General features: G+C 61.7%; 21 protein-coding genes. 9 read left to right on the top strand and 12 right to left on the bottom strand.

Annotated elements, in window-relative coordinates; genetic code table 11:
• Window positions 1–16: 16 nt before the first annotated feature.
• Window positions 17–883, top strand: coding sequence for an ankyrin repeat domain-containing protein (locus ACF3ND_RS09425; protein WP_394059826.1), 867 nt, complete (start codon window positions 17–19; stop codon window positions 881–883).
• A gap of 65 nt (window positions 884–948) precedes the next feature.
• Here the strand turns inward: ACF3ND_RS09425 and ACF3ND_RS09420 are convergent, their stop codons facing one another.
• Genes ACF3ND_RS09420 through ACF3ND_RS09410 form a run of 3 tightly spaced genes read right to left on the bottom strand, consistent with a single transcriptional unit; the run spans window position 949 to window position 2,958 of the window.
• The gene (locus ACF3ND_RS09420) at window positions 949–1,404 is read right to left on the bottom strand and encodes a hypothetical protein (protein WP_394059825.1); all 456 of its coding nucleotides are present in this window, start codon (window positions 1,402–1,404) and stop codon (window positions 949–951) included.
• 48 nt (window positions 1,405–1,452) lie between these two features.
• Window positions 1,453–2,247 (bottom strand): RsiV family protein, encoded by a 795-nt coding sequence (locus ACF3ND_RS09415; RefSeq protein WP_394059824.1) that lies wholly within the window; start codon window positions 2,245–2,247, stop codon window positions 1,453–1,455.
• A gap of 12 nt (window positions 2,248–2,259) precedes the next feature.
• The gene (locus tag ACF3ND_RS09410; protein WP_394059823.1) at window positions 2,260–2,958 is read right to left on the bottom strand and encodes a glutathione binding-like protein; all 699 of its coding nucleotides are present in this window, start codon (window positions 2,956–2,958) and stop codon (window positions 2,260–2,262) included.
• Between the two features lie 110 nt (window positions 2,959–3,068).
• Between ACF3ND_RS09410 and arsC the strand changes: the two genes are divergently transcribed.
• Entirely contained in the window at window positions 3,069–3,413 is a 345-nt protein-coding gene (arsC, locus tag ACF3ND_RS09405) for an arsenate reductase (glutaredoxin) (protein ID WP_394059822.1), read from the top strand.
• Window positions 3,414–3,451: 38 nt separating this feature from the next.
• On the opposite strand, the gene ACF3ND_RS09400 is transcribed toward arsC, so the two are convergent.
• The 3 genes from ACF3ND_RS09400 to ACF3ND_RS09390 all read right to left on the bottom strand — a co-directional run bounded on the left by ACF3ND_RS09400 (window position 3,452) and on the right by ACF3ND_RS09390 (window position 5,212).
• The gene (locus tag ACF3ND_RS09400) at window positions 3,452–4,024 is read right to left on the bottom strand and encodes a YceI family protein (RefSeq protein ID WP_394059821.1); all 573 of its coding nucleotides are present in this window, start codon (window positions 4,022–4,024) and stop codon (window positions 3,452–3,454) included.
• A 61-nt stretch (window positions 4,025–4,085) separates the two neighbouring features.
• Window positions 4,086–4,649, bottom strand: coding sequence for a YceI family protein (locus tag ACF3ND_RS09395; protein ID WP_394059820.1), 564 nt, complete (start codon window positions 4,647–4,649; stop codon window positions 4,086–4,088).
• Complete coding sequence (locus tag ACF3ND_RS09390) at window positions 4,646–5,212, bottom strand: cytochrome b (protein WP_394059819.1); 567 nt, start codon at window positions 5,210–5,212, stop codon at window positions 4,646–4,648. The genes ACF3ND_RS09395 and ACF3ND_RS09390 overlap by 4 nt, the downstream gene beginning before the upstream one ends.
• Window positions 5,213–5,420: 208 nt before the next feature.
• On the opposite strand from ACF3ND_RS09390, the gene ACF3ND_RS09385 reads away from it, so the two are divergent.
• Window positions 5,421–6,002 (top strand): hypothetical protein, encoded by a 582-nt coding sequence (locus ACF3ND_RS09385; protein ID WP_394059818.1) that lies wholly within the window; start codon window positions 5,421–5,423, stop codon window positions 6,000–6,002.
• Here the strand turns inward: ACF3ND_RS09385 and ACF3ND_RS09380 are convergent.
• The gene (locus ACF3ND_RS09380) at window positions 5,995–6,378 is read right to left on the bottom strand and encodes a ligand-binding protein SH3 (RefSeq protein ID WP_394059817.1); all 384 of its coding nucleotides are present in this window, start codon (window positions 6,376–6,378) and stop codon (window positions 5,995–5,997) included. The two genes, ACF3ND_RS09385 and ACF3ND_RS09380, sit on opposite strands and share 8 nt — an antisense overlap.
• A 156-nt stretch (window positions 6,379–6,534) precedes the next feature.
• Here ACF3ND_RS09380 and xerC point away from each other — a divergent pair, with 156 nt between their 5' ends.
• From xerC to pap, 5 genes are all read left to right on the top strand, one after another.
• The gene (xerC, locus tag ACF3ND_RS09375; RefSeq protein ID WP_394059816.1) at window positions 6,535–7,644 is read left to right on the top strand and encodes a tyrosine recombinase XerC; all 1,110 of its coding nucleotides are present in this window, start codon (window positions 6,535–6,537) and stop codon (window positions 7,642–7,644) included.
• Window positions 7,645–7,725: 81 nt separating this feature from the next.
• Window positions 7,726–8,184, top strand: a complete 459-nt coding sequence (locus ACF3ND_RS09370; protein WP_394059815.1) for a GNAT family N-acetyltransferase — start codon at window positions 7,726–7,728, stop codon at window positions 8,182–8,184.
• Between the two features lie 391 nt (window positions 8,185–8,575).
• Window positions 8,576–9,037, top strand: coding sequence for a chaperone SicP (sicP, locus tag ACF3ND_RS09365; RefSeq protein WP_394059814.1), 462 nt, complete (start codon window positions 8,576–8,578; stop codon window positions 9,035–9,037).
• Between the two features lie 39 nt (window positions 9,038–9,076).
• The gene (locus tag ACF3ND_RS09360; protein WP_394059813.1) at window positions 9,077–10,498 is read left to right on the top strand and encodes a type III secretion system effector BopA family protein; all 1,422 of its coding nucleotides are present in this window, start codon (window positions 9,077–9,079) and stop codon (window positions 10,496–10,498) included.
• A gap of 111 nt (window positions 10,499–10,609) precedes the next feature.
• Complete coding sequence (gene pap, locus ACF3ND_RS09355; RefSeq protein WP_394059812.1) at window positions 10,610–12,139, top strand: polyphosphate:AMP phosphotransferase; 1,530 nt, start codon at window positions 10,610–10,612, stop codon at window positions 12,137–12,139.
• Between the two features lie 12 nt (window positions 12,140–12,151).
• Here the strand turns inward: pap and ACF3ND_RS09350 are convergent, their stop codons facing one another.
• The 5 genes from ACF3ND_RS09350 to ACF3ND_RS09330 all read right to left on the bottom strand — a co-directional run bounded on the left by ACF3ND_RS09350 (window position 12,152) and on the right by ACF3ND_RS09330 (window position 17,221).
• Entirely contained in the window at window positions 12,152–12,610 is a 459-nt protein-coding gene (locus tag ACF3ND_RS09350) for a hypothetical protein (RefSeq protein ID WP_394059811.1), read from the bottom strand.
• A 14-nt stretch (window positions 12,611–12,624) separates the two neighbouring features.
• Window positions 12,625–13,827 carry a formate-dependent phosphoribosylglycinamide formyltransferase gene (gene purT / locus ACF3ND_RS09345; RefSeq protein WP_394059810.1) on the bottom strand — a complete coding sequence of 401 codons (1,203 nt, stop codon included), beginning with the start codon at window positions 13,825–13,827 and terminating at the stop codon, window positions 12,625–12,627.
• Window positions 13,828–14,037: 210 nt separating this feature from the next.
• On the bottom strand, window positions 14,038–15,600 hold the full coding sequence (locus ACF3ND_RS09340) for a multicopper oxidase family protein (protein WP_394059809.1): 1,563 nt from the start codon (window positions 15,598–15,600) through the stop codon (window positions 14,038–14,040).
• A gap of 118 nt (window positions 15,601–15,718) precedes the next feature.
• A complete protein-coding gene (locus tag ACF3ND_RS09335; protein ID WP_394059808.1) occupies window positions 15,719–16,060 on the bottom strand; it encodes a hypothetical protein in 342 nt (113 codons plus the stop codon).
• A gap of 96 nt (window positions 16,061–16,156) precedes the next feature.
• On the bottom strand, window positions 16,157–17,221 hold the full coding sequence (locus ACF3ND_RS09330) for a DNA-binding protein (protein ID WP_394059807.1): 1,065 nt from the start codon (window positions 17,219–17,221) through the stop codon (window positions 16,157–16,159).
• A gap of 219 nt (window positions 17,222–17,440) precedes the next feature.
• Between ACF3ND_RS09330 and ACF3ND_RS09325 the strand changes: the two genes are divergently transcribed.
• Window positions 17,441–18,631: a tyrosine-type recombinase/integrase gene (locus tag ACF3ND_RS09325; protein ID WP_394059806.1), complete on the top strand. Its 1,191-nt coding sequence runs from the start codon at window positions 17,441–17,443 to the stop codon at window positions 18,629–18,631.
• The last annotated feature ends 49 nt before the right edge of the window (window positions 18,632–18,680 follow it).

Below are 18,680 nucleotides of genomic sequence, written 5' to 3'. Positions count from 1 at the left end.
GATTATAAATAAAAAAATGTTTGGTTCTTCTGTGCTGTCCCTGGCCCTGGCGTGTACGGTGGTCTGGCCGCTTGCCGGCCAGGCCCAGCAGCAGGAACAGGAGAGCCGCAACTGGTATCTGGCCCTGGAAAACGACAGGTCGAACATCACGCAGCAGGAATTGGCTCGCGGGGCCGATCCGAATGCACGCGACGCGCAGGGCAATCCGTCGCTGATGCTGGCGATCCGCAACCAGTCCTGGAAGGTGGTCGATACCTTGCTGGCGAATCGGCGCACGGACGTCAACATCGAGAATGCCAGCCGCGAGACCCCCATGATGTACCTGGCCCTGATGGGGCAGACGCAGCGTCTGAAGGATCTGCAGGCCAGGGGCGGGCAGATCAACCGGGTGGGCTGGAGCCCTCTGCATTACGCGGCATCCAAGGGGCAGGTGGACACGGTGCGCTACCTGCTGTCGCAGAAGGCCATCGTGAATGCGCCCGCGCCGGACGGCACAAGCCCCCTGATGATGGCGGCGCTGTCGGGCAGCCGGCCGGTGGTGGATATGCTGTTGCAGGCCGGTGCGGATCCGCTCATGCAGAATGCGCAAGGGCTCAGCGCGGCGTCGTGGGCACGTTCCGCCAATCATGATCAGCTGGCGGACTACCTGGAGCAATTGGCTGCGACGCGCTCGGCCAGGGCGGGCGGACCGGTATCGGCGCCGGGCGTGCAGACGTTCGGCGTGCCCGAGTCGGCGGCGCCGGAGGATCCGGACCATGTTCATACGCTGATTCTGGAAAATGACAAGGAGCTCGAACCCGCTCCGGCGCCCAAGCCCGCCGTGAAGGGCGGCAATAGCGGCTACTTCGATCTGGAGCGTTTCGACCGTCCGGCCGAGCCTTGAAGGGCTCGTGTTCCTGGCATCAAAAAACCGGCTCAAGAGGCCGGTTTTTTGATGAAGTCGCATCGTCAGCGGGGATTGGTGGGCGTCACATTCAAACTGGACACGCTGCCGCGCAAGGTGGCCGGAAGGCAGGCGATATCGGCTATCTGTTCTCCATTCCGATGCACCATCACTCCGCCGTAGGTTTCGGGATGGTTCACCTCTTTTTCCGTCATGGGTTTCTGGCTCCCCTGATAGACCTCATAGGTGATGTCTTTGTTGGGGAACTCCACGGTGTCCGTCATATAGCGGCCAAATCCGTCCCAGACAACGCCGTTCAAGCCCTTGCGGGCGGCGCTGAGCGCCATTTCCGGCCGGGCTCCCGGCTTGCCGAAAGTGTAGTAGGCGGTGTCCGGGTCCGCGCAGATCCGGATCTCCTTCTTGCTCTTGGTGGCGCAGTAAAAGATTTCCTGACCGATCTCGCAGGCGAAAGTGCTGGATAGAGGCGCGGAGGCCGCGAAGGCCGACAGCAGCAGTGTCATCGTGTGTTTCATGGGAATGCGTTCCAGAAGCAGGGCGGGGCGCTCGGTTCAGCTTGCCGGCAGATAGTCCGGACGCAGAATGCCGCGCAGTTGCGCATAGGGGAGCAGCAATTCGGGCTGGCCCAGGGAATAGGGCGCGATCTCGTAGGCGTTGTACTTGACGACCACGCCCTTGTCGGTCAGCGCCGCATTGCTGGCCGGCTGGAAGGGCCACATGCGGGCCCAGCCCTGCGGGTCCTGCTGCGCATCGGGCAGGGTCTGCACCCAGGCTGCATGCGCCTGCCGGACCAATTCCTGGAATTGCCCCTGGCGGCCCGGCACCAGCAGGCGGTCCAGCGGCAGCGCCATCTGCAGGCGGTTGTCCCAATTCAGGAACTGGCTGGCGGCAATGCTGTGGGCGGCGCCGGTCATGTACAGCCAGGAGCCCAGCTCCACGACGGTCAGGTCGCGATTGCGGTAGCGGGTGCGCGCCGTCAGCTGCACCTTGTCCTTGCCGTTGGCGGTGGCCCAGTAGTAGTTCTCGAATTCTTTCAAGCCGCGGTAGCCGGGCTCGCGCTCGCCAAGAATGGTCATCTGCGCCAGGCTCCGGTCCACCAGCGCGGTCAGGGCCTGGTTGCCGGGGAAGATCAGGGATTTCACGTCCAGGCTGGGGCATTCGCCCGTGCAGCCCGGCTTGACGTGCTGGTAGTTCAGCGGCTGTGTGAAGACGCCGTCCTTCTGGGTCTGGTCCTCTGTCTGCGCAGGGATCAGAGAGATATCCGACCTGGGGGCGCTGGAACAGGCGGACAGCGCCAGCACGGCCAGGGGCAGCAGCAGAAAGCGGGAAGGGCGATTCAGGGTCATGGGCGCTCCGGCTTACTTGATGGTCTTGGCGTCCTGGCCGAACAGGATCTTGCGGGCCTGCTCATCGTGGGCGGCGGTGCTTGGATTGATGCTGTCCACCAGCGCGTAGGCGCGTTGCGTGGCCGGGCGGGCGGCAATGCGTTCGAACCAGCGCTTCAGGTGCGGGAAGTCGTTCAGATCCTGGCGCTGGCGCTCGTGGGGCACGATCCAGGGGTAGCAGGCCATGTCGGCGATGGAATAGTCGTCCGCGATGTAGTCGCGATCCGCCAGCTGCTTGTTCAACACGCCGTACAGGCGGCCGGTCTCGCGCACGTAGCGGTCGATGGCGTAGGGGATGGGCTCGGGGGCGTAGACGCTGAAGTGGTGGTTCTGGCCGGCCATGGGCCCCAGGCCGGCCATCTGCCAGTAGAGCCATTGCAAGGTTTCCGTGCGCCGGCGCAGGTCCTGGGACAGGAACCGGCCAGTCTTCTCGGCCAGGTACTGCAGGATGGCGCCGGACTCGAAAACGGAGATGGGCGTGCCGCCATCCCGGGGCGACTGGTCCACGATGGCCGGGATGCGGTTGTTGGGCGCGATGCGCAGGAATTCAGGCTGGAACTGATCGCCTTTGCCGATATTGATGGGGTGCACGGTATAGGGCAGGCCGGTTTCTTCCAGAAACAGGGTGATCTTGTGTCCGTTAGGCGTGGTCCAGTAATACAGGTCTATCATGCGGTGTCCTTTGGCGTTGGATAGGCCCCTGGCGGAGCCGTTGGCGCGTCGGCGGGCGCTCGGCTACTATAGCCTGCCCGAACATGCTTTACAGGAGGTCAGGTACTGACATGAGCAAAATCTATCATAATCCCCGCTGCAGCACGTCCCGCAATGCCCTGGCGCTGATGCAGGGAAAGGGGCTGGAGCCCGAGGTCATCGAGTACCTGAAGACGCCGCTGTCGCGCGGCGAGCTCAAGTCCCTGATTGCCGCCGCCGGCCTGCAGGTCCGCCAGGCCATGCGCGCCAAGGAAGCGGTGTATGCCGAATTGGGGCTGGATGATCCCGCCCTGACTGACGAGGACCTGCTGGCCGCCATCGAGGCCAATCCGGTGCTGCTGAACCGCCCCTTCGTGGTGACGGAAAAAGGGACGCGCCTGGCGCGTCCCCTGGAGGCCTTGAACGACATACTGTGATGCCGGCGCCCCGCCGTCCGGCGGGGGCGTGTCCAGGCTTACTGCTGGATGGCTTCCAGCGCGATGCTGATGGTGACCTCGTCGCCCACGTAGGGGACATTGGCGCCCATGTTGAACTCGGAACGCTTGACTTGCGTCTGGGCGTCGGCGCCCAGGGCGGGCTTGCCCAGCATGGGGTGCTTGGGCATGGTCAGGAAGGAGTCGATGGTCAGGGTGACGGGCTTGGTGACGCCCTTGATGGTCAGTTCGCCCTTGGCGGCCACGGGTTTGTCGCCTTCGAAGACAATGTCGGAGGACTTGAAGGTGGCCGTGGGGAACTGGGCGGTGTCGAAATGGTCCTTGCCCTGGATGTGTTCGTTGAACAGGGGAAAGCCCGTGTCCACGGAACGCGTGTCCACCGTCATGTCGATCTTGCCCGTCTTGGCTTCCTGGTCCAGCACCACCGTGCCCTGGATGGCGTCGAAGCGGTGCAGTTGCGTGCTCAGGCCCAGGTGCTTGTAGGCAAAGCGCACGAACGTATGGCTGGGCTCGACCTGGTAGGTCACGGGAGCGGCCTGGACGGCGAAGCTTGCGGCCAGCGTGGCGGACAGAACGATGAGCGGCTTGAACATGGTGTGTTTCCTTTGAAGCAATGATGGGCTTGGTCGGCCCGGAAGAATGCCGGAAGGCGCTTTAGCGCGTGGTCATCCGGAAATTGACGGTGATTTCATTGGCGACGACGTCATAGCTGGACCAGGACCCTTCGCCGATGGCGAAGTCGCCCCGCTTGATCTCGAAGCTGCCGGTGAAGACGGCGCTGTCGCCCTGCGGCTGCAGCGTGGCGCGGATCTGGACGGGCTGCTTGCGGCCCTTGATCTGCAACGTGCCCGCGACTTCGTATTGCTGCGGGCCTACCTCGCGTATCGCGCTGGAGGTGAACACCGCCTGTGGATGGGCATCTATGTCGAACCAGCGCACGTCCTGCAGCTCGTCGTCGGCTTCGGGCGAACCCGTATCCACGCTGTCCAGCGCGACCTTGAGCACGACCTTGGATTGATCCAGCGCAGCGGGATCGAAGTTCAGTTCGCCGTCGAAGCGATTGAACTGGCCATCGAGCTTGACGCCCATCTGGGAATACTCAAAGGCAATCTGGCTGTTGGCGGCATCCAGGGTCTGGTAGGCGGCGGCCTTGGCGCTCAGGCTGGCCGACAGGCCCAGGGTTCCGGCCAGCACGGCGGCGAGCAGGGTTTTGGTCATGCTTTTTCCTTGGTAGAGACGAAAGTGATGCGGCGCAGCAAGCCGTCGCGATCGATGAAGTGATGCTTGAGCGCAGCCAGGATGTGGAGGGCGACCAGCGCGATCAGCACATAGTTCAGGATGATGTGGACCTGCACCAGGGCTTCGCCCAGCGGTTTGTTCTTGGCCACCAGGTCGGGCAGGGGCAGCACGCCGAACCAGACTGTCTGGAATCCTTTGGCCGAGCTCATCAGCCAGCCGCTCAGGGGGATGGCGACCATCACCGCATACAGGGCGGCATGGCCGGCATGCGCCAGGCCGCGCGTCAACGTGGACATGGAGGCGGGCAGGGAGGGGGGGCGGTTGAGCAGGCGCCACGCCAATCGGATGATCACCAGGGCCAGCAGGGTGATGCCTATCCATTTGTGCCAGGAATAGACTTGCAGCTTCAGGGGCGACAGGGGCAGGGTCTTCATGGTGTAGCCCAGGATCACCATGCCGATCAGGGCCAGGGCCATCAGCCAGTGCAGCAGGCGGGCGACGACGGTGTAGGAGGCCGTGTCGGGGCGAGAGGAAATGCTCATTGATAATGCCTTTCATTTACGCAGCCAGAGAACTTTAACCTGTTTGTAAGCATCGACAAAGACCCCATGGTGCAACGCACTATTGCAGCGATGAAGGTAATCCTGGAGCGAGCGGACACATGTGCGTACAGGATGCCAATGCGGGGGCGGCTACACTAAGAGCTTGAACAGGTTCTAAGGTGTGCTTGAGGTATTGAAGGATGCGAGCATGAGAAATGCGGGATTGGCGCTGGTGATGGCAGTACTGCTGGCGGCCTGCCAGGATCCCAGGCAGGCCAACGAGGCCAATTTCGGCGCGGCGATCCAGTCCTACCTGGATACGCGGGACGGCCTGTGCGTGGGAGTGCCGGGCCGCCAGTATCCCTATCAGGCCGAACACGATTCCGAACTGGCTGTGCAGGACAGGCAGCGCCTGGCGGCTTTGGCCGAAGCGGGATTGTTGCGCGAGGTGGGCACGGTTGCCGCGCCGCGCTACGAGCTCAGCAGCGCGGGCGAGCCGTACCTGGTTCGAGGCGATGCGCAACGCCAGGGCCTGCATGACGCCTTTTGTACGGGGCGTCTGGTGCTGGACAGCGTGACCTCCTTCACGGAGCCTGCCGAGGCCGGCGGCCTGAAGGTGAGCCGGGTGAACTATGTCTACCATCTGCAGGACGCCGCCGCCTGGCTGCAGTGGTCCTCAGTGCAGAAAACCTATCCCGAATTGGCGCCTTTCATGGCGCCTGCCGTGCAAGGGCAAGCCTTGCTGATTCTGACCAGCAAAGGGTGGGTGCATCAGAATCAGTTCAGGTAGAGCAGGATTCTGCAGGCGTATGGTCGGGGAGGGGAGCCAGATTGGCCAGGGGGACCCAGCCGCTGGCGCCATCCAGGGGGCGGCGGCACCAACACCAGGCATTCAGTGTGCGTTCGCCCAGCACTTGGTCGCCGGGGTCTACATTCATTTCCCGCGCGCTGTAGTCTTCCAAGGCCCGGCCAGCGTCGCCCGGCAGGCGCTCGATGATCTGTTCGGGCACCCAGCCGCCCGGATGGCGCGACGTGGAGCAGAAAATCCAGTTGTCCCAGCCTTCCGGGCCTTCGTAGCGTTCTCCCACCGTCAATGCTTCGTATTGGAACAGTTCGAGCGGGTCAGGGTATTCGGATCGGTGAGGAGCAATGACAAGGTAGCGCATGATGGAGGGTTGTGGGTAATGGACAATATGGACAATAAGTTTTTGAGCGCGCTTTCGGGCTAGACCCGATACAGCCAGGGCCGGACCGTATCTGGCATAGCTTGAAAGCTGGTTCGTATACAATAAAATGCAATTAACGGAAAAAACATCACCACCATGAAAAGAAAGTCTACACGAGAAGAAGGGCAATTCGACCTGCCGATTCTGGGCTCGCAAGCCTGCGATATTCCGGCAGAGGCTTTGTTCGATACCTGGCTGCAGCATCAACGGCCGCCCATGCGGCCTGGGACGCAACGCGTCTATCGGACATTGTGGCGGCGGTTTGTCCAGGAACTGCAACTGCATAAAAAGCATTATGCGCAGGTCAGCCCGTCCGACATTCGTGACTTTCTGAGCGGACTGGATGAAGTGCGACGGCCGCAGCGGGAGCGTTACCAGCAAGTGATTGCGCGAGCCTACGAGGAGCTGTGCCGCCAGGCCGGACGCACCGAAAATCCAGCGATAGGCCCGGCCATCAACGATCCCTTGAGACAGGATTGGCGCCAGGCTCCGGACAATCAGGCGACTCGTTTCCTGTCCATGGCGCAACGAGATGATCTGATTCGCGCCTTGCAGAATCGCCTGCGTGTGCTGACGCTGGCCAGCGATATGACTGTTGCCGCTCGCTGGCGGGAATTCCGCGACATGACGATCGTGGCCCTAATGTTGGGCACGGGCTTGCGTCCGGTGGAGCTGGAAGTGCTGCCGCCTGCAGCCGTCGGCGCTGCGGCAGCGCGTCCTGGCCAGGATCTCGAGGAGGACGAGGACGTGCTGGAGACGCTGTGGCGGGACGGAAAGCTTCTGTTGAGCATTCCCGGCTCCGCGCGCCGCGAAGTGGCCGTTCCGATATGGTGCGAAGACATTGTCCGCGCATGGCTGGATCATAGCGGTCTGGCGGATGGGCGAACAGGAAGCAGTCGGCTGTTCCCGGGCAGTCGCAGGATCAGCGCTGCACGGCCGCAATCGCAGATGAATCCGGCTACTCTGGCGCGTATCGTCGCCAAATGGGGGTTGACGCACATGGACCTGATCATGACGCCGCAGCGATTGCGCAATACATTTGGCGCCGGCCTGATCGAACGCGGATACTCCTTGCCGGAAATCGAACAGATCATGGGTTATGCTCCCGGCGCCGCCAGCGCCTGGCGCCTGCAGGCGGCATGGCTGGCCTGGCTGGAGGCGCAGAAACCGACGCCGGCCGTTGTCCTGAATCCATCGGCGAGCTGACAGCTTATGGCTTCGCCTTCATCCAGTCGGCCATAATCAGACTTTGTGCCCGAATTTCACTATTGCTGGGAGCATAAGGCCATGTCCGAACCTGTTTTTCGTCGTGCCGAACAGTCCGATCTGGAAGCCATTGTCGCCATGCTGGCCGACGACGTGCTTGGCCGGCAACGGGAAGACACCCGCTTGCCGGCGGCCGATGCCTATGTTCAGGCTTTTCAGGCCATAGACGCCGATCCCAACCAGTTTCTGGCGGTCGCCGAGCTCGACGGCGCAGTCGTGGGCACCTTGCAGATCAGCTTCATGCCGGGCTTGTCGCACCAGGGCGCCTGGCGTGGAGAGATCGAAGCCGTGCGCATCGCCCGCACCGCGCGCGGCGCGGGCCTGGGCCGCAGAATGATGGAATGGGCCATTGAACAGTGTCGCGCGCGCAATTGCCGCATCGTGCAGCTGACGTCGGACCTGAAACGGACGGATGCGCACCGTTTCTACGAACAGGTGGGCTTTGTCAGCAGTCACAAGGGCTACAAGCTGGTGTTATGAAGCGGCCTGCCGATGGCTGGATTCTGGTCTGCTTGAAGCGGGCTTGCGGTCGCGTTTACTGCCAACCGGAACGAGATCTACAAAACGCATAATGTGTATTATGTAAAGTAACATGAAATAATTGGTGAGAAGGCCTTGCAGGCCGTTCACCAGCCTCGCCGCTCCTGACGAACCCGCAATGTGTCGAGGCGAAAGTCGGACACGCGGCTGTCCCCCGCCATAGCTGCTTTTAGCTGCTGCTTCTGCCCGCGTACGTTTGGCTAGATGCGGTCGGATCGCATTGCGCATGCATAGGAGAGTCCGAGCATGGAACCTTCGACAGCGAACTTGTCACTCAGTCACACGAACCGCGCTTGTAAACATGGAGTTTACTGTGAGAATGAGCGGATGCATGCACAGACTCAAAGTTTTCCCCTACTACAATCTACAACACGAGCGCATGAAAACGGGAAGAAGCGCAACCATGCATAACCATGACGTGATTTTAGCGGAGCTAGGAGATCGCTTAGGCCTTAGCTTGACGTTTGATGAAAACTCTCAATGTCTGCTGATATTGGATCAGAAGCTGATGGTCTCTATACGAAAGGAGACATCAGCGTGGCTGTTCTATGGTCTGATTGAAGCCGATGTCCAATGGAGAGAAAAGGCGTTTTGGCAAACTGCGCTGACAATCAATCTGGATCTGGTGAAAAGCGGCGGTGGGTCTATCTCTTATGAGCCTGATTCCTGTGCACTGATGTATGTGCATTGTTTGGAAATAAAACGTCTGGATGTTGATTCTGCCTATGCATTCCTTGAGAGCTTTGTTGATCAACTAGAAGGAATAGGAAAGCATCCCCTATTCCAGCAATAGGCCGGGCCTTCACCAGGTGTTGTTATATTGGGAGCGCATATGTTTAAGTTGAATGAATTTTCTCAATTGGCTAAAAATGGATGCAGGTTAGAGGTAGGTGCGGACAAAGATGGCAAACCTGTTCTCCAATCGGTATCGGTCGATTTTAAAGGAAGGGTTCTGGAGCTGTTGAGCTATGTTCCACTTGTGAGGAATATAGGCGTTATCGCCAGGTATGCAGAGAATGTAAGAGTAGGCAATGCCCGGGCATTAGAAGTTTTTCTTCGTGCACTGGCAAATGAGTATCAGCTCAGCGATGACTCGGCGCAGCAGCTGGTCAAAGAACATCATGTGGACTTGTCCGGCAGGACGCCGCTGACGAGCCGATCGATCGCCGTTATGGAAGATGCGGCATCCAGCATGTATTTGAGGCAGGCGACCAAGGCAGCGTTTGAAGGAAATCAGCAAGCCCGTCTCGGAGAAAGCGCGCCGGCGCCCAGCAGTTCCAAGGCCATAAGCATGTGTGGTTTCGAAAATCTTAACGAGACTTGCTATGCAAACTCCGTACTCAAGCTCTTGATACTTTCGGTCGGTTCCGAGCGCCTTCTCGACCATTTGAAGAAACTCGAAGAGACCAGCGGCAATCCTGGGCAGCGTAACTGCGCGAATGCGTTTGCGGCCTTGATCAGGAAATCCACCAGCCAGGCCAGCCCGATCAGCGAGGAGTTGGAAGTTTTTTTTGCACAATTGCAAAAACAGCCGCTTTTTAGAGGTCAGCATGAAAGCGGTGAATATCTGTTCAAGATAAAAGGTGTGCAGAACGATGCACAGGAGTTTCTGGCTAAATTAACAGAGCTGTTCGATTTGAATGATATCGCTGAGCATTCGATTTGCCTTGAAGAGCAGTTCGTTCATAATGACCGAAAACGAAATTCCGGTCACGAACGCAAACCTACTTTTTGTCAGGAAATTAATGTTCTTGACGAAAATATGGATTTGCAAGAAGTGCTGAAAAAGACCTATGAAACCGAGCGTGATATAGGGGTTAAGTGGGATAATGATGATGTTGAAAATGTGCTTGCCCAGAAAGAAAAAAGGTGGGCTGTGGATGATATCAGTAAACTGGACAGGTTCAATTTACATATCAACGCAATGAGCTTTGACCAGATGTCTTTAACGCCAAAAAAGTTACGGATGGGAAACATCGATTTCGATGGTTCCGTGCAGATCCCCGTATTTGACAAGCGCACCAATCAGATTTGGCAGGTATCGCTCGAGCCGCGCGACGTGGTGGTTCATGTAGGAAGGACAGCCGCGTCGGGACACTACTACATGTATTCAAGGACAGTAGAAGGTCAAGGCTGGATCAAGCACGATGATAGAAAGGTATCGTCGATGCAGTCGATTCCAGATGGTGAACAGGCGAAGCTGATCAGCTTTGCCGTCAAGGAAAAGTACCCAAGCTGGATGATGGCCCTCTGACGCCAGCCAAGCCCGTTATGGCTGGATTCTCCATGTAATCGCGTACGAGCAGGACAGCCGTGCTGCGGGCTGGGTATAGTGACGGCTTATCCTGACTCGGAGCGATTGATCATGGGCCATGTTTTCCAGTTTGCCGAACGCGATCCCGCCATGCCGGCCGACGAAGCAAAGAAGCAGATCGGGGCTTTGCGTCCCGCCCTGCTGCTCAGCCAGTACGAGCGCTTGCGCAAAGCGGAACAGACGCTCTTGATCGTGGTGGCCGGGATGGATGGCGTGGGCAAGGGCTCGGCCATCAATACGCTCAACACCTGGCTGGATCCGCGTCATGTCCACTCGCTGGCTTTCGGCGAACCGACTGAAGAGGAAGCCATGCGCCCGGCCATGTGGCGTTACTGGAACGCCCTGCCGGCCAAGGGCCAGACCGGCCTGGTGTTCGGATCCTGGTATGCCGCCCTGATGCGGGAGCTGGCCCGCAAGAAGCCTGACCCGGAAAAAGTGGATCTGTACACCCGGCTGATCAACCGGTTCGAGGCGCAGTTGGCGTACCAGGGCGTGCAATTGTTGAAACTGTGGTTTCATCTTTCGGCGCAGGCCCAGGCGGATCGTTGCTCCGCCCTGCTGGCCGATCCGGATACGGCCTGGCGCGTCAGCAAGGCGGACTTGAAAGTCCACAAGAAATTCAATCGCTTGCGCAAGGCGGGGCTGGAGACCATAGGTTTGAGCCATCGCCGTCATGCGCCCTGGGTCGTCATCCCCAGCGCCGATCCGCATCTTAGGGACGTGTCTGTGGCCAAGGCCGTGCTGCAGGCCATGCGTCAGCCCGTGCTGCCCCGCCAGGTGGTGGAGCCCCAGCCTTTTCCGGTCAGCCTGCGCCAGCCTTGCGCCTCCTTGCTGGATCCGCCGCCTGTCCAGCAGGTACAGGACTACGAATCCCAGTTGTTGCATTGGCAGGGGCGTTTGTCCAGGGCCGTGCGCGGCAAGGCGTTTCGCAAGCGCTCCATGGCGCTGGTGTTCGAAGGTCAGGATGCCGCCGGCAAAGGCGGCACGATACGCCGCGTGACTGCCGCGCTGGATGTGCGCAACTACGACATACACCCTATCTCTGCACCAAATGCAGTCGAGGCCGCCCGCCCCTATCTTTGGCGTTTCTGGCGCAAGCTGCCCCGCCGGGGCGACATCGCGATTTTCGACCGCTCCTGGTACGGACGGGTGCTGGTGGAACGGGTGGACAAACTCGTGTCGCTCGCTGCATGGCGTCGGGCTTACGACGAGATCAACGGCTTCGAGGCGCAACTGAACGCCAATGGCACGCTGGTGTTGAAATTCTGGCTGGCCGTGAGCAGGGATGAACAACTCAAGCGCTTCCAGGAGCGCGAAAATTCTCCCTTCAAGACCTACAAGATCACGGAGGATGACTGGCGCAACCGCGGCAAATGGAATGCCTATCGGACGGCGGCCCAGGATATGTTCGCCCATACCGATACGGAAACCGCCCCCTGGCACATCATACCCAGCGACGACAAGAAAGCGGCGCGCATCGAAGTGCTGAGGATCGTGGTGCAGGCGCTGGAGACGCTGGACAAGACCACGCTGGATCTGGTGGAGCCGGCATTGAAGGAGCAGGCCAGCGACCAGGTCTAGGTCGACTATCGCCTACAGGTCCTGGCGCGCCGCCAGGGTCAGGATGCGCGCCCAGCGCCGGCGATCGGCGGCGCGGTCCATGACCAGCAGCCACTCCTGGTCGGGATTGCGCAGCGTCAGCCGGACCGCGCCCCCCTGCTCCGCCGCTTCTGCGATGTCGGCGAAAATGAAGGCCCGCTCGCCCTGCCTGGTCCGCAGCAGGCCGCGCTTGTTCAAGGCGTCCACGTGGATATGGCCGTCCTGAAGCTCAGATTCCAGAACACGCTGTCCGTTGCGCTTGCGGCCGTGGATGGCGACATACCGCTTCCACAGCCAGACGAAAGGCGCGGCCAGCAGGCCGGCCGCCGTCAACAAGGCCAGAACCGCCGCCGCCAGGCCCGCGGACGCGGACACGAGTGCATACAATTGCATGCCGCCGTAGATCAGCCCTGCCACGACGGCTATGAACAATACCAGGACGATGACGGGCATGGCGGCCCTCCTTTTCAGCGGGCTTTGACGCTCACCAATGAAGCCGCCTTGCGGGCGTTTTCCCGCGCGGCGTCCAGATCGGCGTCGGCGGCCAGGGCCACGCCCATGCGCCGCTTTTCAAAGCTCTCGGGTTTGCCGAACAGGCGGATGTCGGTCTGCGGAATGCGCAAGGCCTGGTCCACATTCAGGAATTCGACTTCTTTTGCTTCCACGCCCCCATAGATGACGGCGCTGGCGCCGGGCACGCGCAAGGCGGTATTGACCGGCAGGCCCAGGATGGCGCGCGCATGCAGTTCGAATTCGGACTGCCACTGGGTGATCATGGTCACCATGCCGGTGTCGTGCGGGCGCGGGCTGACTTCGCTGAACCAGACCTGGTCGCCTTTGACGAACAATTCCACGCCAAACAGGCCCTGGCCTCCCAGATTGCCGGTGACGGCGCGGGCGATGTCGCGGGCGGCATCCAGCGCCTTGGGGCTCATGGGCTGGGGCTGCCAGCTCTCCACGTAGTCGCCGTCCACCTGCTTGTGGCCGATGGGGTCGCAGAACTGAGTTTCCACCTGGCCGTCCGCCCCCAGGGAGCGTACCGTAAGCAAGGTGATTTCATAGTCGAAATCGATGAAACCTTCCACGATGACGCGGCATTGGTTTACCCGTCCGCCAGCCATGGCGTAGTCCCAGGCCCGGGCCACGTCTTCAGGACCGCTGATTTTGCTTTGGCCCTTGCCCGAGCTGCTCATCAGCGGCTTGACCACGCAGGGATAGCCTATGCCGCCGTCGATGGCGGCCTGCAGGCTCTGCAGGGAATCGCAGAACTGATAAGGGCTGGTGGGTACGCCCAGGGTCTCCGCCGCCAGGCGGCGTATGCCTTCACGGTCCATGGTCAGGCGGGCGGCGCGCGCCGTGGGAATGACGCGCACCTTGCCCTGCGCCTCCAGCTCTTCGAGCACCGGCGTGGCGATGGCTTCGATCTCCGGCACCACCAGGGCTGGCTTTTCCTGCTCGATCAAGGCGCGCAGCTGCTCCGGATCGCTCATGGTGATGGTGCGAGCGTGATGGGCGACCTGCTGGCCCGGCGCGTTGTCATAGCGATCCACGGCAATGGTTTCCACCCCCAGCCGCTGCAGGGCGATCAGGACCTCCTTGCCCAGTTCGCCCGATCCCAGCAGCATGACTTTGTCTGACGACGATGTTAAAGGGGTGCCCAGCAGGCTCATGGCTTGCGCTCCGAAAAGAATATGGATAATTCTTTATTGTAATGCAGGCGGCGGCGCCTATTGGCCTGCCGGCACGCGCAGGCAGGCGCCGCCAATGCCTGGCTGGATTCGGCCGTGTGACGACGCATGCGACTGAGCCGGCCGCGGTCGGGCGGGCGGCCGGCTCATCGAAGCGTGGCGCGGGTGCTTCGCTCCCTCAGCCGGGGTGGATCATTCCACCATCAGTTGCGCCATCATGCCCAGGTCCTCATGCTCCAGGATATGGCAATGGAACATGCGCAGGCCGGGCCAGTCCTGGCGGAAAGCCAGGGTGATGGCCTCCTTGGGTCGCAGGTTGACGGTGTCCCGCCAGGCGCGGAATGGTTCCGGGGCCGCCTTGCCGCCGTTTTCCCGGGAGAGCACCTGGAACTGGGCGCCATGCAGGTGGAAGGGATGGTCCATGTGGGAGTCGTTGACCACCTGCCAGTGCTGCCACTGGCCCGCCGGGCAGCGCAGGTCGATCCGATCCATGTCGAAAACCTTGTCGTTGACCCGGAACATGCGCTGTAACGAAGCCATGTCGGGCATGTGGGCCATTTCTTGCGGCGACTCTGCGTGTTCGCCGCTCATGCCGTGCCCGCTCCTCTGCCCCGCCATGGCATGGTCCATTTCCATGACTTCACTGAATACCACGCGGGCTTGCGGCTGACCGGCGGGCACGGCGGCCATGGATCGCAACTGTTCCGGCAGGATCAGCGGATGCGCCTGTATGTCCAGGTCGGCCAGGGTCAAGGTGTGGGGCTCCTCCTGGACCATCATCTTCTGCCTGTCGTAGTACAAGGCCTGCAAAGGGGTCACGCCGGACTGCCCGGCCTCCAGGAAGAATTCCGCCCGCTCGGCGGGAGCCAGGAGCAGTTCGTCGGCGGCGGGTAGCGGTGCTTCCAGCAGGCCCCCGTCGGTGCCGACCTGGATCAGCCGGGCGCCCGGCACGTGCAGACGCAGGTATCGGGCCGAACAGGCATTCCAGACACGGATGCGCTCGCCGGTGCTGACCGTGATGCGCGGCTGCCGTTGGCCATTGACCAGGACGAACTGCCCTTCCCGGCCGTTCATCCAGTCCAGCGGGGTGTTGGCGGGGATGCGGCCTTCCGCGTCCAGCCGCAGGTCGCTGATCAACCAGTGCTGCTCCCGGGCCTGGCGCAGGGGATCGTCGGGCGCACGGACGATCAAGGCGCCGACCAGGCCGTGCGCCACCTGTTCGCCGCTCTTGCCGTGCGGATGGGGATGGTACCAGTAGGTGCCGGCGCACCCTTTGGGCAAGGTGAATTGGTAACGGCGGCTCTGGCCGGCTGGGACGGCGTCCTGCGGGTTGCCATCCTGGTCGGGCGGCACCGGCAAGCCGTGCCAGTGGATGGTGGTGGCCTGGTCGAGCTGATTGACGAACTCGATGTCGACTTCATCCCCTTCCGTCAGCTCGATCAAGGGACCGGGCAATTGGCCGTTGTACAGCCAGACCTCGGTCTGTTTGCCGTCCGCCAGGACGACGTGATGGCGGGCGGCCGTCAAACGCGCCTGGAAACGACCGGATCGCGTGGCGGCATTGGCCAGCGTCGGCAACGGGCGCAGCGGCTGCCCGCCGGGCATGCGATCCGCCGCCATCAAGGTTGGGTGACCAGACCCCATGTCCATGGTCATGGATCCGTGGTGTCCCATGCCCTGGGCAAAGGCGCGCCGGGGCAGGCTGTTCAGCAGGCTGGCGCCCAGCGCCAGTTTGAAAAGTTCGCGTCGTTTCATGGTTTTTCCTGAAAATCGTGGCAAGGCGATCATGCCGGCAAGGCACGATCCGGGCCCTCATGCGCCGGCCGGCGCATGGAGGTATCAGCATGCGGTGAGTTGGCGCCAAGGCGCCTGGTCAGGAAAGACGCGGAGGCGGCAGGGCCGGGCCGATCAGGCGCGAACGGAAACCGAGGCGACGTGGCGCCGGGGGGTAGTCCGCGTCGGCGGCGGCCAGACGAGGCAGGGAAGGATGAAACGGCATGCAGGGGCAGCACGTCACGTGTATGGGCGTAGCACAGTGCGAGCCGCCTGGGGAGCGATGCTGGGGGCTATCGACCTGGGAGTGGCGAGGGGCGGACGCATGGACCGGCCCAGTGCCGGCCTGGGCTTGCGCGGCAAAACCGACGTGCAGCGTCCAGGACATCATGATGATGCCCAGCGCCAGCAGCCAGCCTGGTAGAATCCGCCGCATCGTCATGTCGCGTATCCGTTCATATGCCCCATCGCGCAAGCTTAGCATGAGTGCGCTGCCAGGCAGATGTTCCGGAACCCTGGCGTATAAGACGCCCCTCGTTCAGTCCGTCTCGCCGGCGTTGCGGATGGGACGGCGTTTCAGGCGTACGGGGCGCTCCGCCTGGATCTGTTCCAGCTTGGCGCGCAGGGCCAGCACGTGGTCATGCAGGTCTTCTTTTTCGCGCTCCAGCAAGGCGCAGCGGGTACGGGTCAATTGCAGTTCGGTCTGCATTTCCCTGGCCAGGCCGTTGCTGAAATCCAGCGCCGCCTGCATGGCGCGCCGCTCGCCCTGCTCCTGCCCCAGATTCTGGCGCATGGCTTGCAATTGTTCCTGCAAGGCGCGTTGTTCGGCCTCGCTTTGCCGGCGCTGTTCGCGCTGCGCCTGTTCCGTTTGTTCCAACTGCTGGCGCAGCCGGGCCTGGACGGATCGTTCTTTGTCGATTTCGAGCAGCGCGCGTCGTTCGCTGGCTTGCGCGCGCTCCTCTGTCAGCTCCATGGACTTCTGCAGTTGTCCCAAGTCCTGGGTGAACTGTTCGCTTTGCCGGCGCAACTCCTGCTGGACGGCGGCCTTTTCATTTTCCAGTTCTTCCTGGCGCAGCGCGGCATGGCGCAAGTCCTGGCCCAGGGCGGCCAGTTCCTCGCGCAAGTCCTGGACTTGCTGCTGTTGCCGGGCCAGGGCCTGTTCGCTCGCCTGCCTGGCCTGCTGTTCAGCCTGCAGCGTTTTGGCGGCCTCCTGCGCTTGTTGCTGCGCCTGCTGTACGCGTTCGTCCGCCTGGGACTGATACGCCTGCAGTTCCAGGCGGGATTGTTCCAAGGCTTGCCGCCAGATTTTGCCCAGCAGTTCTCCCGTCAGGGTTTGCAATTCTTCCGGAATGTCGGCCAGGTCCAGCCTGACCCGGCTTTTTTCCCGTAAATCCTGCCAGAAAGCCTGCAAGGCCTCGGCGGGCGCGCTCATGCTGCCTTTGCGCACCAGTTGATACAGCTTGTTGGCCGTGGGCGTGATCCCGTAACGGAAAAACAGCAAGGCAGCCACTTCCCGGTACAGCGTCTGGGTATGGCTGAAGCGTTCGCGCAAATCGGCGACATCGGCCAGCAGCTGGCCTTCGGAAAGCGGGTTTGGGTCCATTTTCAGCCTGTTCAAGGAAATTTAATTAATAATACAACGTATTATATTAAATATTTAATAGTTTGTATTCTTAAATTTGACATTAGCTCTATAATGTCAAATATTGAGCACCAGCCAGCTGCTCACAGCTCCAAGTGCCGTCCCTGGGCATGTTGCCGATGCATGGAAAGATGGCTGCATGGTCTGCTTTCACGTTCCCGCTTCCACCTATTCTTAGTCATGAATTCGCCCCCTCCCCCGCCCTCCCCGGTCCGCGCCGATGGCATTTCCCAACTGCTGGCCCAATTCGACGGACGCAACGGTCTCAATCGGGCCCTGGGCGGCCGTGCCCAGATCGAGGCGCAGACGGATATCGATGCCTTGCGCGGATGGCTGGCCCGTTACGCGGGCAATCCGCGCACCTATGCCAACTACCGCAAGGAAGCGGAGCGGCTGCTGTTGTGGTCCGTGGTGGAGCGCCGCAAGCCGCTTTCGTCCTTGAGCCATGAAGACATCATGGCCTATCGGGACTTCCTGGCCGATCCTCAGCCGGCCGAGCGCTGGGTGATCCAGGGCGGGGGCCGGCCGGCGCGGCATCACCCTGCCTGGCGTCCTTTCGCCGGTCCCTTGTCCGATGCCAGCCGCAATCAGGCCATGCTGATCTTGAACGCCTTGTTTTCCTGGCTGGTACAGGCCGGCTACCTTGCCGGCAATCCCCTGGCGCTGTCGCGTCAACGCGGCAGCGCCCGGCCGGCGCGGGACGTGCAGCGCTATCTGACCGCGGAGCAATGGCGCTGGGTGCAGGACTGGATACGCGCTTTGCCCGAAGAGGACAGGGCCGCCCGGCGGCACAAGGCGCGGCTGCGCTGGCTGTTTTCAGTGCTGTACGGCGGAGCCTTGCGGATTTCCGAACTGGTCCAGGCCCGCATGGCCGATGTGTCCGCGCGGATCGATGCCCAGGGACGGGAGCAATGGTGGCTGCAGGTGCGCGGCAAGGGCGACAAGATCCGCCGCATACCCATGACGGAGGAACTGATGCAGGAGCTGTTGCGCTATAGGCAGGCCCATGGCCTGGAGGGGCCGCCGCATGCGCTGGAAACGCAGCCTCTGCTGATGTCGGCCGGGGCCTCGGGCAAGCACCTGAGCCGCGCCATGGCGCATGTGCTGGTCAAGCAGGTGTTCGTGCAGGCGGCCCAGGCCCTGCGCGAACGCCATCCGGAGCGCGAGGCGCAGGCGCGCGTGCTGGAGCAGGCGTCGGCGCACTGGCTGCGACACTCCGCGGGCTCGCACATGGCTAACCAGGGCATGGATCTGCGCGTCATCCGCGACACCCTGGGCCATGAGTCCATCGCCACCACCAATATCTATCTGCACGCCGACGAGGAGCAGCGCCATCGGGCGCTGGAGCAGGCTCATCACCTGGGCTGGTGATAAGCGCTATCAGGCGCGCGGCCTGTCCCGGGCCGGCGGGACGTGCTAC

This window comes from Alcaligenes sp. WGS1538 (assembly GCF_043187505.1).
Classification (GTDB): domain Bacteria; phylum Pseudomonadota; class Gammaproteobacteria; order Burkholderiales; family Burkholderiaceae_B; genus Alcaligenes.
The sequence above is the reverse complement of the archived record's forward strand: the minus strand, read 5'-3'. Positions and strand labels throughout refer to the sequence as shown.

Bases quoted from the DNA above. Each gene is read 5' to 3' on its own strand.
- ACF3ND_RS09425 (WP_394059826.1), top strand. From the start codon at position 17: ATGTTTGGTTCTTCTGTGCTGTCCCTGGCCCTGGCGTGTACGGTGGTC.
- sicP (WP_394059814.1), top strand. From the start codon at position 8,576: ATGCACAGACTCAAAGTTTTCCCCTACTACAATCTACAACACGAGCGC.
- ACF3ND_RS09410 (WP_394059823.1), bottom strand. From the start codon at position 2,958: ATGATAGACCTGTATTACTGGACCACGCCTAACGGACACAAGATCACC.
- xerC (WP_394059816.1), top strand. From the start codon at position 6,535: ATGAAAAGAAAGTCTACACGAGAAGAAGGGCAATTCGACCTGCCGATT.
- ACF3ND_RS09395 (WP_394059820.1), bottom strand. From the start codon at position 4,649: ATGACCAAAACCCTGCTCGCCGCCGTGCTGGCCGGAACCCTGGGCCTG.
- ACF3ND_RS09380 (WP_394059817.1), bottom strand. From the start codon at position 6,378: ATGCGCTACCTTGTCATTGCTCCTCACCGATCCGAATACCCTGACCCG.
- ACF3ND_RS09330 (WP_394059807.1), bottom strand. From the start codon at position 17,221: ATGGACCCAAACCCGCTTTCCGAAGGCCAGCTGCTGGCCGATGTCGCC.
- ACF3ND_RS09360 (WP_394059813.1), top strand. From the start codon at position 9,077: ATGTTTAAGTTGAATGAATTTTCTCAATTGGCTAAAAATGGATGCAGG.
- ACF3ND_RS09385 (WP_394059818.1), top strand. From the start codon at position 5,421: ATGAGAAATGCGGGATTGGCGCTGGTGATGGCAGTACTGCTGGCGGCC.
- ACF3ND_RS09325 (WP_394059806.1), top strand. From the start codon at position 17,441: ATGAATTCGCCCCCTCCCCCGCCCTCCCCGGTCCGCGCCGATGGCATT.
- ACF3ND_RS09420 (WP_394059825.1), bottom strand. From the start codon at position 1,404: ATGACACTGCTGCTGTCGGCCTTCGCGGCCTCCGCGCCTCTATCCAGC.
- ACF3ND_RS09340 (WP_394059809.1), bottom strand. From the start codon at position 15,600: ATGAAACGACGCGAACTTTTCAAACTGGCGCTGGGCGCCAGCCTGCTG.
- pap (WP_394059812.1), top strand. From the start codon at position 10,610: ATGGGCCATGTTTTCCAGTTTGCCGAACGCGATCCCGCCATGCCGGCC.
- ACF3ND_RS09350 (WP_394059811.1), bottom strand. From the start codon at position 12,610: ATGCCCGTCATCGTCCTGGTATTGTTCATAGCCGTCGTGGCAGGGCTG.
- arsC (WP_394059822.1), top strand. From the start codon at position 3,069: ATGAGCAAAATCTATCATAATCCCCGCTGCAGCACGTCCCGCAATGCC.
- ACF3ND_RS09400 (WP_394059821.1), bottom strand. From the start codon at position 4,024: ATGTTCAAGCCGCTCATCGTTCTGTCCGCCACGCTGGCCGCAAGCTTC.
- ACF3ND_RS09390 (WP_394059819.1), bottom strand. From the start codon at position 5,212: ATGAGCATTTCCTCTCGCCCCGACACGGCCTCCTACACCGTCGTCGCC.
- purT (WP_394059810.1), bottom strand. From the start codon at position 13,827: ATGAGCCTGCTGGGCACCCCTTTAACATCGTCGTCAGACAAAGTCATG.
- ACF3ND_RS09370 (WP_394059815.1), top strand. From the start codon at position 7,726: ATGTCCGAACCTGTTTTTCGTCGTGCCGAACAGTCCGATCTGGAAGCC.
- ACF3ND_RS09415 (WP_394059824.1), bottom strand. From the start codon at position 2,247: ATGACCCTGAATCGCCCTTCCCGCTTTCTGCTGCTGCCCCTGGCCGTG.
- ACF3ND_RS09335 (WP_394059808.1), bottom strand. From the start codon at position 16,060: ATGACGATGCGGCGGATTCTACCAGGCTGGCTGCTGGCGCTGGGCATC.